This is a genomic window from Streptomyces sp. NPDC041068, assembly GCF_040647455.1.
Classification (GTDB): Bacteria; Actinomycetota; Actinomycetes; order Streptomycetales; family Streptomycetaceae; genus Streptomyces.
Genome location: NZ_JBEZCG010000024.1, coordinates 33,774 through 47,628 on the forward strand (window position 1 = coordinate 33,774; position 13,855 = coordinate 47,628).

A 13,855-nucleotide genomic window follows, 5' to 3' on the forward strand; every position below is an offset into this window, starting at 1 on the left:
CCCCCGCGCCCTGAGCCGCTAGGCTCCCCCCGTGGCTGAGATCCAGATTCCCGCTGACATCAAGCCCGCCGACGGACGTTTCGGCGCGGGCCCCTCCAAGGTGCGGACGGAGGCGCTGGACGCCCTTGCCGCCACCGGTACCTCCCTGCTCGGCACGTCCCACCGCCAGGCCCCGGTCAAGAACCTGGTCGGCCGGGTGCGCGAGGGCGTGCAGAGCCTCTTCTCCCTCCCCGAGGGCTACGAGGTGATCCTCGGCAACGGCGGATCCACCGCCTTCTGGGACGTGGCGACGCACGGCCTGATCGAGGGCAAGTCGCAGCACCTCAGCTTCGGCGAGTTCTCCTCCAAGTTCGCGAAGGCCGCCAAGCTCGCCCCGTGGCTGGCCGAGCCGACCGTGATCACGAGCGACCCCGGCACACACCCGGACCCCAAGGCGGAGGCGGGCGTCGACGTCTACGCCCTCACGCACAACGAGACCTCCACCGGTGTCGCGGCGCCGATCAAGCGCGTCGAGGGCGCGGACTCCGGGGCCCTCGTCCTGGTGGACGCCACCTCCGGCGCGGGCGGCCTCCCGGTCGACGTCGCCGAGTCGGACGTCTACTACTTCGCCCCGCAGAAGTCCTTCGCCGCGGACGGCGGCCTGTGGATCGGCCTGTTCTCCCCGGCCGCGATCGAGCGCGCCGAGCGCGTCCACGCGTCCGGCCGCCACGTCCCGGAGTTCTTCTCGCTGCCGACCGCGATCGACAACTCCCGCAAGAACCAGACGTACAACACCCCGGCACTCGCCACGCTCTTCCTGCTCGCCGAGCAGCTGGACTGGATGAACGGCCAGGGCGGCCTGGAGTTCACCACCGGCCGCACCGCCGCCTCGTCCCGCACGCTGTACGGCTGGGCCGAGGAGTCGAAGTACGCGACGCCGTTCGTCACGGACCCGGCCAAGCGCTCGCAGGTCATCGGCACGATCGACTTCGCGGACGAGATCGACGCCGCGGCGGTGGCGAAGGCCCTGCGGGCCAACGGCATCGTGGACACCGAGCCGTACCGCAAGCTGGGCCGCAACCAGTTGCGCATCGCGATGTTCCCTGCGGTCGATCCGGCGGATGTCGAGGCGCTCACGAAGTGCATCGATTACGTCATCGAGAAGCTGTAGGGCTCCGCTGAGACCGGTCCGTATCCGCGGGTCCGATGTGGCTGATCGCGCAGTTCCCCGCGCCCCTTTCGGGGCACGGGGAGCTTCGACTCTCAACGACTCAGCTGCTTGAACTTCCGTACAGCGAGCGGCAGGAAGAGCAGCGAGATCGCCACGGGCCACACCACGGACATCAGCAGGGCGTTCTGCTCGACCCAACTGTCGCCGCCCGCGCCGGGGTTGCCGAACAGCTCGCGCACAGCCGTGCCGGTGGAGGACACCGGGTTCCACGCGGCGATCGGCGCGAGCCAGTCCGGCATCAGGGACGGCGCCACGAAGATGCTGGAGATCATCGTGAGCGGGAAGGCGACGGCGTAGAGCCCGCCGGCGGCCTCCGGTGACGGCACGACGAGCCCGAGGAAGACGCCCACCCAGATCAGGCTGAACCGCAGGAACAGCAGCAGCGCGAAGGCGGCGAGGGTGTCCGGGAGCCCCGCGCTGGAGCGCCAGCCGATCGCGAGGGCGGTCAGCGCGAGGATGGCCAGCTCGGCGCAGGCCACGATGAGGTCGGCGAGCCCGCGCCCCGACGCCACCGCGGAGGGCGCCATCGGCATCGAGCGGAAGCGGTCGATGACGCCCTTCGTCGAGTCCGTGACGACGCCCATCGCGGTGTTCATGAACCCGAAGGCCATGGTCATCACGAACATGCCGGGCATCAGAAACTGCTTGTAGTCGCCGTCGTCCCCGCCGCCGGGCACCTTCATCGCCTCGCCGAAGACGAAGCCGTACAGCAGCACGCTGATGATCGGGAAGCCGAGCTGCCAGGCGATGGTGACGGGCTGGCGCAGGTAGTGGGTCAGATAGCGGCGGGTGACGTTCCAGGAGTCGGAGAGGGCCCAGAAGAGCCGTCCGCGCGAGGGGTCGGCGGTGAGGGCGACGCTCATGCGGCCACCTCCAGCTTCCGGTCGTGGTCGCTGTCGGACGTCTGTCCCGTCAGCCGCAGGAACACGTCGTCCAGGCTCGGCCTGCGCAGGCCGATGTCCTCGACGGGGACGCCCGCGTCCTGGAGGGTCCGCGCGACGTCGGTGAGGGCGCCGACCCGGTCGGTCACGGCGGCCTGCACGCGCCGCTCCACGTCGACGACGAGCGGTTCGCCCGCGCAGACCCGGGCGACGGCCTCGGTCGCGGCGGGCAGGTCTGCCGCGTCACGGACCACGACGTCGAGGTGGCTGCCGCCCACCGTGTTCTTCAGGCCGTCGGGGGTGTCGTCGGCGATGGCCCTGCCCCGGTCGATGACGGTGATGCGGGAGGCGAGGCGGTCGGCCTCCTCCAGATACTGGGTGGTGAGCAGCACGGTCGTGCCGCGCGCGACCAAGTCCCGCACGGTGTCCCAGACTTCGAGGCGGCTGCGCGGGTCGAGCCCGGTGGTCGGCTCGTCCAGGAAGAGCACCGCGGGCGCGAGGATCATCGAGGCGGCGAGGTCGAGGCGGCGCCGCATGCCGCCGCTGTACTGACCCGCGCCCTTCTCCGCCGCGTCCTGAAGGTGGAACTGCTCCAGGAGCTCCTGGGCGCGCAGGGCCGCGCGCTTGGCGCCGAGGTGGAAGAGGCGGCCGAACATCTCCAGGTTCTGCCGCCCGGTGAGGACCTCGTCGACCGCCGCGTACTGCCCGGTGAGGCCGATGCGGCCGCGGACGAGGCCGGGCTCGCGCACCACGTCGGCGCCGGCCACCTCGGCGCGGCCGCCGTCGAGTCGTACGAGGGTGGAGAGGATCCGCACGGCGGTGGTCTTGCCCGCGCCGTTGGGCCCGAGCAGTCCGTGCACCACGCCCTGCTCCACCTGCAGGTCGAAGCCGCTCAGGGCGTACTTCTCCCCGTATCGCTTCTCGAGCCCCTCGGCCCGTACCGCGAAGCCGTTCCCGTTCATGGCCTGCCCCTCTCCCCACTATCTGGGTACGCCGTACTCAATAGAGAGTACACCGTACCCAGTTCCACGAGTACGGTGTACCCAATTTCTGGGCCGCCGCATAAAGTGAGAGCCATGACGAGCACGAACGACGGCGACGGAGAACAGCGCACCGGCAGCGAGGTCGCCCGGAGCCTCGAACTGCTCTGGGGCGAGGGCGAACGCCCGACGCGCGGGCCCAAACCGGGGCTCACGCTGGACCGGATCGTCACCGAGGCGGTGCGCCTCGCGGACGCCGAGGGCCTCTCGGCGGTCTCGATGCGCCGCCTCTCCACGGAGCTCGGCACCGGCACGATGTCCCTGTACCGCTACGTCCCCGGCAAGGGCGACCTGCTCGACCTGATGCTGGACCGCGTCTACACCCCGCCCGAGGACGAGGAGCCCTGGACCGGCACGTGGCGTGAGGGCGTCGAGGCGTACGCCCGCGAGACCCTCGCCGACTACCGCAGCCACCCCTGGCTGCTCCACGTCAACCAGGCCCGCCCGGTCCTCGGCCCCGGCGCCGTCGGCGGCCTGAACCGCACGCTGTCCCGGATCAAGCCGATGGGCCTGACCGACCCCGAGCTGATCGGCGTGATCGTCATGGTCGAGGGGTACGTCACCGGGGTCGCCCGGACCCAGGTGCACGAGGCGGAGGCGGTGAAGAAGAGCGGCCTGACGGACGAGGCGTTCTGGGAGGCGCAGGGCCCGACCCTCGAAAGGATCATGAACAGCGGCCGCTACCCGGTCCTCGCGAACCTCACCGAGGACTCGTTCGGCTCCGACTTCGACCACTTCGAGTTCGGCCTGCAGCGCCTCCTCGACGGCCTCGACGTCCTGGTCGCCCAACGCGCGCGGAACGGATGACAGAACCGGGACGGACGACAGAACCGGCGATCAGTGCCTTGATGGACAGATGACGTCGACTCCTCCAGGCGCGAGCCCGGCGCTCGCCCCGTTCGTCAAGCAGTACGTCGTCCTGCTCACCAGCCACAAGAAGGACGGCACGGGCGTCGGTACCCCCGTCAACCTCGTCGTCGAGGGCGACCACGCCTACTTCCGCACCTTCGGCCGGGCCTGGAAGGCCAAGCGCCTGCGGCGCAAGCACCCGGTGCTGCACGGGGTGGTGGTGCCGCTGGCGCACAGGGTGCGGAGGGACAGGACGCTGCACTACCAGGTGCGGGCGCTCGGCGAGTGACCCGCACCGGCACTACTTCTTGCGCAGCAGCCGCTTCAGACCGAAGAACGCCAGCAGGACCGCGGCGAGCGCGATGGCGCCGGTCTTGAAGTCGCCGTCGACGCCTGCGCCTCCGTCGCCGCCGCCCGAACTCCCTTCGCCCGAGCCGGAGTCGGAGCCGCCGCCCCTGCCGCTCACCTCCACGGACGTGACCTTGCTCTGCGCGCCCTCGGTGCCGTACATCAGCGTCGTGCCGTCCGTCGTGTACGTGACGGACTCGCCCTGCCGCTGGAACGGCACGCTCAGGCGCTCCTCCCGCTCCGGCGCCTTGCCCGCGCCCTTCCAGGCGAAGGAGGCACCGCCGAAGTACTCGCGCAGGGCGAGCTGTCGGCCGTCGGGCGAGAACGCGCCGTCGGTCACCCACATGTCGGTGTCGGCGATCTTCTTGAAGACGTTGGTGCGGGACGCGGACATCTCGGCGGGCCCTTCATAGAGGCTGCCGCCCTGCTCCTTCTTGTCGGCGATGTAGATCCGGCCCGTCTTGGGATGCACCATCAGCGCCTCGGCGTCGCGCGCCCCGTCGGCGTACTTCACGACGTACTGCGTGGCACGGATCGTCTGGTCCTTCAGCTCCTTCGGCTCGGGCAGCTTGTAGATCCAGACGTTGGACCAGGTGCCGCCCATGTTGTCGCCGATGTCACCGACGTAGAGGTTGCCGTCACTGCCGACGGAGATGGCCTCCACGTCACGCGGCGAACCGACCCCGGTCATGGTGACCGTGGCGACCGTCTCCCCTGTCTTGGAGTCGACGGCGTAGAGGAAGGCGCCCTTGTCCTGGTCGTTGTGCGTCCAGTAGACGCCGGGGTGGGCGCGGGACGCGGCGAGGCCGCTGGACTCGACGATCCGCGGGTCCTTGATGGTGAACGAGTCGTGGCCGTCGGCGAAGGCGGGCGCGGCGGACGCGCCCGCGGCGACGAGCAGCACAGCACCGGCAATCGCACCAGCACGGATACCGGCACCGGCGAGAACAGACCGAACACGACCAGACGGAACACCCCGAAGCGAACGCATGCGCCCAAGCGTGCCATCCCCCGGGGCGGCCGTGCGGCGTGCTCGGTCTCACATCGCAGGTGGAGCCCCTGATCCGCCATGATGAGCGGATGCTCAGGTTCATGTTCGTCGGCGACTCGATGACGATCGGAAGCGCCGGGGAACGCACCTGGCGCCACCGCATGTGGCAGCACCTGCGGAGTGCGTACGGGGACGACGGCTTCGCGGTGGTGGGCCCGCGCACCGCCCTCTACGACAAGGCGGCGGGCGCCCCCGTCTCCCACGACTACGCGGACGCCTCCCCGGACTTCCCGCGCCGGCACCTCGCGGGCTGGGGCGAGGGCTGGCTGCACATGGCCCCGCAGATCGCGGGGGCGCTGGCCGACGACCCGGCGGACGTCCTGCTCATCTCCCTCGGCCTGATCGACCTCGGCTTCTACACGAACGCGGAGCAGACAGCGGAGAACGTGCACGCCTTCGTCGCCCGGGCCCGCGAGGCGAACCCACGAATCCGGATGGTCCTGCTCCCCGTGATCCCGAACATCCGCGCCGAGTCGGACGCGCCGTTCGCCGAGGAGGTGGACCGCTTCAACGAGCTGCTCGCGAAGGCGGTCGCGAACCTGGACACGGGCGCGTCCCCGCTCCTCCTGGCCTCGCGCCCGCCGTCGTACGACATCCATGTCGACACGTACGACGGCACGCATCCGAACGAGAGCGGCGAGGCCAAGCTGGCGGGCGCGTTCGCGGAGGCGATGGCGCAGGGGTGGGGCATCGGCGGCCCGTACACGGCAGCGACGGCAACGCCCCTGTCTACGCAGCCCACCGGCTGACCGCGAACCCCCCTCCCTCCCGCCGCACTTCGACCGCTCCCGCCGCCCCGCCGAAGTGCGCGGGCACGACCAGCTCCCGCTCATCCGCGGCCCGCCCGAGGACCTTGATCCGGGTCTCGGCGGCCTGCTCCGGGTCCTCGCAGAAGCAGCTGCTGCAGCCGGGCGCGGCGAGTTGCGCGGGGACGTGGAGCAGATCCCCGACGAAGACGGCCCTGTCGCCCCCGGACTCGACCCGCAGCACGGAAGACCCCGGAGTGTGGCCGGGCGCGGCTTCGAGGGTGAGGTGCGCGTCGATGCGGTGGGTGCCCTCCCAGTACACGGCCTGCCCGGCCCGCTCGACGGGCGCGATGCTGTCGGCGAAGACGGCCCGGTGGTCCTCGCGCACGGCGTCGCCGCGCTCGGGACCGAAGTAGGCACGGTCGGCGGCGGGGATGAGGTAGGTGGCACGAGGGAAAGTGGGCACCCAACTTCCCCCCTCCTCCCGGGTGTTCCACCCCACATGATCACCATGAATGTGAGTGTTGACGACGACGTCCACGTCCTCGGGCCGCACCCCGGCCGCGGCGAGCCGCGCGAGGAAGTCGGTGTCGAGGCCCTCGAAGTGCGGCGAGCCGGGCCGCCGCCGCCCGTTGCCCACGCCGGTGTCGACGAGGACGACCCGCCCTTCGCTCCGCAGCACCCAGGTCTGCACGGCGGCGACGTCACCCTCGTGGCCGCGCCACACCTCCTCCGGGATGCCGGGAACGATGGAACGGGCGTCGAGGGAGAGGTCCGGCACCTCCACGACGCGACGGGCGTCGACGTCGCCCAACGTGATGTGCGTGTCCTTGTGTTGTACGTCCATGAGTCGACCGTAAGGAGACCGATGTGAGCCCCTCAATGCCGGACCGCCTCATCTGAATACGCATACGTCTCACACCACGCGTACGCTCGCTCTCCATGGACGTCGTCAGCGATGCGATCTCCGCCGTACGGATCGGGCGGCCGACCACGAACCGGATCAAGGTATCCGGCACGTGGTGTACCCGGCTTTCCTCGTACGACGGAATGGGCTTCCACGTGGTCCTGGAGGGCAGTTGCTGGCTGCTGCCGGAGGGCGGCGCACCGTTCACGCTGACGGCGGGCGACGCGGTGCTGCTGCCGAGGGGAACGGGACATGTGCTGGCGGACTCCCCTGCCGACGAGTACGCGGTTGCCGGGGCGGTGCGGTTCGAGGACTGGCAGGGGACGGAATGCGTCCAACAGTCGTCCCCATCAGCGGAGTTGCTGTGCGGCAAGTACCGCCTGGACGGCAACGGCCAGCCGCACCCCTTGCTGGCCGAACTCCCGGAGGTGGTACACCTGCCGCGCAGACCTCAGAGCCACCCGGAACTGCAGGCGGCCATTGATCTGCTGGGCAGGGAGGCGGGGTCGTCGCTCCCCGGCGCGGACGTGGCCGTCCCGGGCCTCCTGGACCTGCTCCTGGTCTACATGGTGCGCGCCTGGACGACGGACCCCGAGTCAGCGGCACGCTGGCCGGCGGCGCTCACGGACCCGGTGGTGGCGGAGGCGCTGCGCCTGATTCACGCCTCCCCGGAACTCCCTTGGAGCAACGAGGAGTTGGCGACGCGCACAGGCGTCTCCCGCGCCACGCTGGCCCGCCGCTTCACCCCGCTGGTGGGCAGCGCCCCGATGGCGTACCTGACGTGGTGGCGAATGTCCCGAGCGGCGACGCTCCTACGGGACACGAAGGCCCCGCTGGACACGGTGGCCCGCCGGGTCGGCTACAGCTCCCCGTACGCCCTCTCGCACGCGTTCAGCCGGACCTTCGGCACGACACCAGGTCGGTACCGGACGCACAGCGCGACGCTCACCCGCGCGTCATAGGAAACGGCCTTCCCCTGGGTCCGCTTCCTCTCCGAAGCGGACGCCCACGCCTTCGCCGTCGAACTGGTCGACGCGATGCGCACCACCGACTCGATCGCCGACAGCACGGCCGTGGCCCAACTCATCACCGCCTGGCAGCACACAGCGGAGATCCACGCCGACTCGGACCTGCTGGCCGCACTGACCCGCGACCACGACGCGGACTACGGCCTGGCGCCGGACCCCATGAACGCAGCATGACGGCGGGCCGGAGCGACTGGGCCGCGCCGCCCGCACCGGATCGGTGAACGGGCTAACGTGAACAGGCATGGGGAAGAACCGAGTTGACGGGGGCCGCCAGGGCAGCGTCGTCCAGGCCGAGTCGATCCAGCAGGTCACGATCGCGCCGTCGGCCGACGAGCAACTGCCCCGGTATCTCCGCACCCCCGACCGCTGGCCGTGCATCGCCGACTGGGACGCGCTGACCGCCGGCGCGCATCGGGCGCGGCCCGGCGAGGACGGGAGCAAGCTGCCGCCGTACGTCGCGCGGGACGTGGACGGGGAGTTGCGCGGGCGGATCGCACAGGGCGGCCTGGTCGTCGTGGTGGGCGACTCCACTGCGGGCAAGACACGGGCTTCGTACGAGGCGGTGCGGGCGGTGTTCCCGGAGCGCCGAGTGCTTGCACCTCCGGCCGGGGAGAGCTTGGAGCAGGCGCCTGATGCAGTGGCGCGGGCCGAGCTGTCGTGCGTGGTGTGGCTGGACGATCTTGAGCGGTACCTGGGGCCGAAGGGGCTTGAGCCCGAGGTGCTGGACGAGTTCGTCGGCCTGGGCGTTCCGGTGGTGGCGACGATGCGGCTCAAGCCGTTCGAGACGTTCGGCGCCGAGCGGGAGGATGGCATCGGGGCACGAGTGCTGCGGTGTGCCGAGATCGTGGACCTGAACCGCTTGTGGAGCGAGGACGAGTTGTCACGGGCCGGGAAGTGCGATGACTCCCGGATCGTGAACGCGGTTGCCCACCATGGGGCTTACGGGGTGGCCGAGTACATGGCAGCTGGGCCCGTGCTGCTTCGGGAGTGGCGGCACGCGTGGTGGGCGCACGGGCATCCGCGAGGGGCGGCGCTGGTTTCGACGGCGGTGGACCTCACGCGATCAGGGCTACGGGGCCCCTACTCGCGCGCGATGCTCGCCGAACTGCACGGCGGCTACCTGGATGCTGCGGGCGGGCAGGCGTTGCGCCCGGAGTCTCTTGAGGAGGCGTTCGCGTGGGCGTCGCGAGTGCGGCTCGGGGTGACGAGTCTGCTGGTGCCGGTGGAGGAGGAGCGGTGGGCGGCCTTCGACTACCTGGTCGATGGCACGGAGGCAGCCGTCCCTGACTGGCTCTGGGACGCCGCGCTCGGCAAGGCCGCTGACGCGGATGGCCGCTTCCCTATCGGAGTTAACGCATACCGGGCCAACAAGCCCCACATCACCGAGGCCGCTTGGCGCCCCCTTGCCGACGACGGAGACGCTGCCGCCTCGAACAACCTCGCCGTCCTCCTGGCAGCCGACGGGCGCACCGAAGAAGCCGAACAGCTCTACCGCCACGCCCACACCAACGGCAACCTGAAGGCCACGTACAACCTCGCCATCCTCCTGATCCTCCTGGAAGAGGACGGCCGCACCGAAGAAGCCGCAGCCCTCCGCCGTCAGATCGCGGACAGCGAGCCGGACTGAGCTGTCAGGCGCCCGCGTTGGCCATGCGGTCGCGCCAGGGCAGTGGCCGTGCGCGGCGGGCGTCTCCGGCACCAGAGACGGCCGCCCCCTGGACCCGACACCGCCCACACCGCGTCTCCTCCCCCACCGGCCGGAAGACGTGCTCATCCCCCGGCCCCGCGCACGTCACCAAGCGGGCCCTCACCACGCCCGACGGATCGGGCCCCGCCCGATCCGGCAGCTTCTGCACCAGCCGATGCCGCACGAACCCCACCGCCGACCGCACCCCGTCCACCGGCAGCCCCGTCGTCAGCGCCCGGCGCAGGTCGCCCGCCGAGACCCCCCCTCCGCAGCCACTCCGCCGCCGAGCCCGCCAGAGCCCTCGCCTCTCGTACGCCGAGCAGCAGGCCCCTGTCCACGTGCCTCAGCGAGAGCAACACCCTCTCCGCCTCCGCCAGTTCACCGTCGGCGACAGGCTCCGGCTCTTCGGGTGGGGGTGGGGAAGATTCTTCTCCTGTTGTTCTTCCGGGTAAGAGCCACCGGGTTCCCGCGTCCCCGGCCCACCGACCGTCGGCGCCTGCGCACTCGGCGGCGGTGGTGGCGGCCCGCCTCCGGCCCGGACCCACCCCGCCTCCTCACCCGTCAGGGTGACGTTCGCCAGGAGTTGCTCCGTGAGCCATCGGCCCCGCTCCCCCTGCCACCGCCACGCGTGCAAGTAGCCGTAATCGGCAAGGAGTTGCTTCGCCCGCTGGTAGGCGCGACCCTTGATGCCGAGCCGCGCCGCGTGTTCGCCGAGCGATCCGGCGGAGGCGTCCGCCTCCGAGAGCCCCTGCACGTACAGGAGCAGAACCTTCGCGTCGCTGTTCAGGCACTGATGCCGTACGACGTCATGCGAAGCCTTCGTGTAGCGCCGCGTGGGCGCGATAGCATGCCGAAGCATCCCGGTGGACCTCTGATCCATTCGGTGGTGAAGGTCCTCGGGCGGTGTTGCTAGCACCTCCGGGGACCGCTCCACACCCAGACGGGCACAGAGCGTGATTGCGCGGTCACCGTACCGCACATCTGGCCGTCTCATGCAACAACTCCACCTCCACGAACGGCACTTCAGCCGTGGGGTGCGACCTCCAGTCCAGCGGCCACGTATAGCCGTCCAGCGCGGGCACGCCGACGTACGCGAGGCCGCCGGCGCCCCGGCTCAGCGCCCGCGCGCCGATCGGCCAGGTGTACGACTCCGCCGTCTGCGGGGGCAGAAGGAAGTAGAAGTAACGCCCACCCGTCGCCTCGCGGATGATCGGGCCCGCGCGGAATTCCGTGAACTGCATGAGGCCGTACGCGATTTGCTCACCCAGCGCGCCGCCGATCCGTACCGCGTCGAAGTGGATTCCCGCGTGGCGCAGGGCGTGGCCCGTCGCCGGGATCCAGTCGTGGACCCTGAGTGATGAGGTTTCCGAGTTCATGCAGCGAATGCTGTCGGGCGCTCACATACTGTGACCAGGGCTGGGCTTTGGCCGTGCGGCATTGTGCACTTGGGGAGGTGGCTGTGCACTCCGGTGAGCAGAACTCAGGAAACCTGGAGATGTTCGGCTCGTTGTTGCGCTTCTTCCGCGAACGGGCCGGGATGACACAGGAGAAGCTGGGCGGATACGTCGGGTACTCCAAGTCCCAAGTGGCAATGGTGGAGCGGGGCGAGCGGCCTCCAAAGGGCAAGCTCGTCGAGATCGCGGACGAGGCGCTCGGTGCACAAGGTGCACTTCTTGCAGCAGGCAGGAAGCTGCGGGCCAACCGCTTCCCGTCATGGTTCGAGGATTACGCCGAGCTTGAGGCGAAGGCTGTCGCCATCTACATGTACGCGAACCACGTGATCCCCGGGATGCTCCAGACCGAGTCGTATGCGCGGGCGATCTTCAACTGCCATTGCCCGCCCTCGGAGGACGAGGAGGTCGAGGCCCGCGTGGCAGCCCGGCTCGATCGGCAGCAAGTACTACACCGCAAGCCCGCACCGCTCGTCGGCTTCGTACTGGAGGAGCACACACTCACTCGCCCGCTCGGCGGCCGCCAGGTACTCAAGGAGCAGTTGGGGCATGTACTCGACGTCGGGGGACGGCGGAATGTCGAGATCCAGGTGATGCCGCACAACCGCAATACCCACGCCGGGCTGAACGGCCCGATGATCCTGCTGGAGACGGCCGAGCGTGACCGCGTCGCATACGTCGAGGGACCGAGCGGAGGCTACTTCGTACGTCAACACCCGGACCTGGGAGACCTGTTCGCGAGGTATGGCATTCTGCGAGCTCAGGCTCTCAACCCCGAAGAGTCCGCGAAATGGATCGAACAGGTGGCGCAGGCGCAATGAACACCGAGCTGATGTGGTTCAAGTCCAGCTACAGCGGCGACCAGGGCGGCGAATGCCTAGAGGTAGCCCTCACCTGGACCAAGTCCAGCTACAGCAGCGGACAAGGCGGTGAATGCCTGGAGATAGCCCCCTCCCCCACCACCATCCACATCCGCGACTCAAAGCTGAACCCCACCGGCCCCACCCTCCAGGTCACCCCAGCCACCTGGACCGCCTTCCTCCAACATCCGCACACTTTGGTCGCCGCCCCCTAGCCAGAAGACGGACGCCCGCCCACCCCCCGCCTCCCTACCGTCCAGACATGACGGTCGAGACCACAGGCACCACGGCACACGAGACGGCGACGCCTCTACGTACAGGCGAACGCGCCCTCGCCCCGGACCTCGCCCGAGGGCTGATGCTCCTGCTCATCGTGCTGTCCAACACCGCCTTCCACCTCTGGAAGGCGGAGCGCGGGCCCTCCGGGTGGCAGCCCGTGGACGGCGGGGTGCTCGACCACGCCGTTCAGTTCACGATGATCACCACCCTCGACATGCGGGTGTACCCCCTCTTCGCCTTCCTCTTCGGGTACGGCATGACACAGCTGTACCTGCGCCAGACCTCCGCGGGGACCGCACCGCGCGACGCCGCGAAGATCCTCCGCAAGCGCAGCCTCCTGCTGATCGTCATCGGCCTCGCGCACGCCACCCTCCTCATGGCGGGCGACATCATCGGCTACTACGGACTGCTGAGCCTCGCCCTCGGCCTGCTCTTCCTGCGCCGCGGTGACCGCGCGCTGAAGTGGTGGATCGGGATCGGCGCCGCACTGCTGCTCTTCGGCGCGCTTGAGCCCATCGTGTCGGCCTGGATGCGGGGCGAGTTGGGGACACTCGGCGACGCGGGCGCCGAACCCGGCTCGGCCGCCTACGCCGCGGACGACCCGAGCTGGGTCAGCGCCGCCGGGACCCGCCTGGAAAGCGGCCTCTTCGTCACCTTCGCCGCCGCGCCGCTCTCCCTCGTCGGCGGCGGATTCACCGTGTTCCTGCTCGGCTTCTGGGCCGCGAGGAACCGGATCCTCGAAGAACCCGGACGCCACCTCCCCCTCCTGCGCCGCACGGCAGTGCTCGGCATCGCGATCGGCTGGCTCGGGGCCCTGCCCGCGGCCCTCGCGCACATCGGCGCACTCGACGTACCGGACGACGCGCAGAGCGAGTCGGGGGCCCTGAGCCTGCTGCGCGACGTCACGGGGAACGCCGCCGGACTCGGGTACGTCGCCACCCTCGCCCTCTTCGCCCACTGGTGGACGCGGCGCCCGGCGAGGCACGGCGCACGGGCTGCCGTCGCGGTCACCGCCGTCTCCGCCGTCGGCAAGCGCTCCCTGTCCTGCTACCTCACGCACTCCCTCCTCTTCGCTCCTCTCCTCGCCGCCTGGGGACTCGGCCTCGGCGCGCACCTGACCAGCGCGACGGTGGCGCTGGTCGCCACAGGGGTGTGGCTGGTGACGGTGGCGGGGGCGTACGCGCTGGAACGGGCGGGGCGCCGGGGCCCGATGGAGACGGTCCTGCGGCGCCTGATGTACCGGACGTGACCTCCCCGGGCCCGCCCCCCCCCGGCTTTCCCACGGCCCGGCCGCCGCGGCAGGATCAAGCCATGGACTACCAGCAACGTCGGCTCCAGCGAGTCATATGGACCCACACCGGCTTCGCCATCCTCGGCATCGCGATCGGGGCGGGCATCAGCTACCCGCTCGGCCTCGGCGACACCGCCCGCTCCATCACGGTGGCCGTCTGCGCCGTCCTCGGGGTGGTCGGCGCGGTGGCGTACCTGGCGCGGACGGCGGACTGACCCGCCTACGCG

Annotated in this window: 16 protein-coding genes; 11 read left to right on the forward strand and 5 right to left on the reverse strand. The window is 70.4% G+C overall.

The window, feature by feature from the left end:
• Window positions 1-31 precede the first annotated feature (31 nt).
• A complete protein-coding gene (gene serC / locus AB0B50_RS39185) occupies window positions 32-1,150 on the forward strand; it encodes a phosphoserine transaminase (protein ID WP_362341002.1) in 1,119 nt (372 codons plus the stop codon).
• A gap of 92 nt (window positions 1,151-1,242) precedes the next feature.
• Here serC and AB0B50_RS39190 read toward each other — a convergent pair whose 3' ends face one another.
• Complete coding sequence (locus AB0B50_RS39190) at window positions 1,243-2,073, reverse strand: ABC transporter permease (protein ID WP_362341004.1); 831 nt, start codon at window positions 2,071-2,073, stop codon at window positions 1,243-1,245.
• A complete protein-coding gene (locus AB0B50_RS39195; protein ID WP_362341006.1) occupies window positions 2,070-3,053 on the reverse strand; it encodes an ATP-binding cassette domain-containing protein in 984 nt (327 codons plus the stop codon). The genes AB0B50_RS39190 and AB0B50_RS39195 overlap by 4 nt, the downstream gene beginning before the upstream one ends.
• A 114-nt stretch (window positions 3,054-3,167) precedes the next feature.
• On the opposite strand from AB0B50_RS39195, the gene AB0B50_RS39200 reads away from it, so the two are divergent.
• Together AB0B50_RS39200 and AB0B50_RS39205 are read left to right on the forward strand one after the other, a co-directional pair.
• A complete protein-coding gene (locus AB0B50_RS39200) occupies window positions 3,168-3,938 on the forward strand; it encodes a TetR/AcrR family transcriptional regulator (RefSeq protein WP_362341009.1) in 771 nt (256 codons plus the stop codon).
• A gap of 49 nt (window positions 3,939-3,987) precedes the next feature.
• Window positions 3,988-4,269: a hypothetical protein gene (locus tag AB0B50_RS39205; RefSeq protein ID WP_362341011.1), complete on the forward strand. Its 282-nt coding sequence runs from the start codon at window positions 3,988-3,990 to the stop codon at window positions 4,267-4,269.
• Between the two features lie 12 nt (window positions 4,270-4,281).
• Here AB0B50_RS39205 and AB0B50_RS39210 read toward each other — a convergent pair whose 3' ends face one another.
• Window positions 4,282-5,232, reverse strand: coding sequence for a WD40 repeat domain-containing protein (locus AB0B50_RS39210; RefSeq protein WP_362341014.1), 951 nt, complete (start codon window positions 5,230-5,232; stop codon window positions 4,282-4,284).
• A gap of 176 nt (window positions 5,233-5,408) precedes the next feature.
• Between AB0B50_RS39210 and AB0B50_RS39215 the strand changes: the two genes are divergently transcribed.
• Window positions 5,409-6,128, forward strand: coding sequence for a GDSL-type esterase/lipase family protein (locus AB0B50_RS39215; RefSeq protein WP_362341017.1), 720 nt, complete (start codon window positions 5,409-5,411; stop codon window positions 6,126-6,128).
• On the opposite strand, the gene AB0B50_RS39220 is transcribed toward AB0B50_RS39215, so the two are convergent.
• Complete coding sequence (locus tag AB0B50_RS39220) at window positions 6,109-6,972, reverse strand: MBL fold metallo-hydrolase (protein WP_362341020.1); 864 nt, start codon at window positions 6,970-6,972, stop codon at window positions 6,109-6,111. The two genes, AB0B50_RS39215 and AB0B50_RS39220, sit on opposite strands and share 20 nt — an antisense overlap.
• A 95-nt stretch (window positions 6,973-7,067) precedes the next feature.
• Between AB0B50_RS39220 and AB0B50_RS39225 the strand changes: the two genes are divergently transcribed.
• The 3 genes from AB0B50_RS39225 to AB0B50_RS39235 all read left to right on the forward strand — a co-directional run bounded on the left by AB0B50_RS39225 (window position 7,068) and on the right by AB0B50_RS39235 (window position 9,687).
• Entirely contained in the window at window positions 7,068-7,994 is a 927-nt protein-coding gene (locus AB0B50_RS39225) for an AraC family transcriptional regulator (RefSeq protein WP_362341023.1), read from the forward strand.
• Between the two features lie 75 nt (window positions 7,995-8,069).
• Entirely contained in the window at window positions 8,070-8,234 is a 165-nt protein-coding gene (locus AB0B50_RS39230; protein ID WP_362341026.1) for a hypothetical protein, read from the forward strand.
• A 67-nt stretch (window positions 8,235-8,301) separates the two neighbouring features.
• Window positions 8,302-9,687, forward strand: coding sequence for a hypothetical protein (locus AB0B50_RS39235; RefSeq protein WP_362341029.1), 1,386 nt, complete (start codon window positions 8,302-8,304; stop codon window positions 9,685-9,687).
• Between the two features lie 1,025 nt (window positions 9,688-10,712).
• On the opposite strand, the gene AB0B50_RS39240 is transcribed toward AB0B50_RS39235, so the two are convergent.
• Window positions 10,713-11,123: a hypothetical protein gene (locus tag AB0B50_RS39240; protein WP_362341030.1), complete on the reverse strand. Its 411-nt coding sequence runs from the start codon at window positions 11,121-11,123 to the stop codon at window positions 10,713-10,715.
• A gap of 83 nt (window positions 11,124-11,206) precedes the next feature.
• On the opposite strand from AB0B50_RS39240, the gene AB0B50_RS39245 reads away from it, so the two are divergent.
• The 4 genes from AB0B50_RS39245 to AB0B50_RS39260 all read left to right on the forward strand — a co-directional run bounded on the left by AB0B50_RS39245 (window position 11,207) and on the right by AB0B50_RS39260 (window position 13,843).
• The gene (locus AB0B50_RS39245; protein ID WP_362341232.1) at window positions 11,207-12,019 is read left to right on the forward strand and encodes a helix-turn-helix transcriptional regulator; all 813 of its coding nucleotides are present in this window, start codon (window positions 11,207-11,209) and stop codon (window positions 12,017-12,019) included.
• Window positions 12,016-12,273 carry a DUF397 domain-containing protein gene (locus AB0B50_RS39250; protein WP_362341033.1) on the forward strand — a complete coding sequence of 86 codons (258 nt, stop codon included), beginning with the start codon at window positions 12,016-12,018 and terminating at the stop codon, window positions 12,271-12,273. The genes AB0B50_RS39245 and AB0B50_RS39250 overlap by 4 nt, the downstream gene beginning before the upstream one ends.
• Before the next feature lie 47 nt (window positions 12,274-12,320).
• Window positions 12,321-13,586, forward strand: coding sequence for a DUF418 domain-containing protein (locus AB0B50_RS39255; protein ID WP_362341036.1), 1,266 nt, complete (start codon window positions 12,321-12,323; stop codon window positions 13,584-13,586).
• Between the two features lie 62 nt (window positions 13,587-13,648).
• On the forward strand, window positions 13,649-13,843 hold the full coding sequence (locus AB0B50_RS39260; RefSeq protein ID WP_362341039.1) for a hypothetical protein: 195 nt from the start codon (window positions 13,649-13,651) through the stop codon (window positions 13,841-13,843).
• Window positions 13,844-13,855: the final 12 nt, after the last annotated feature.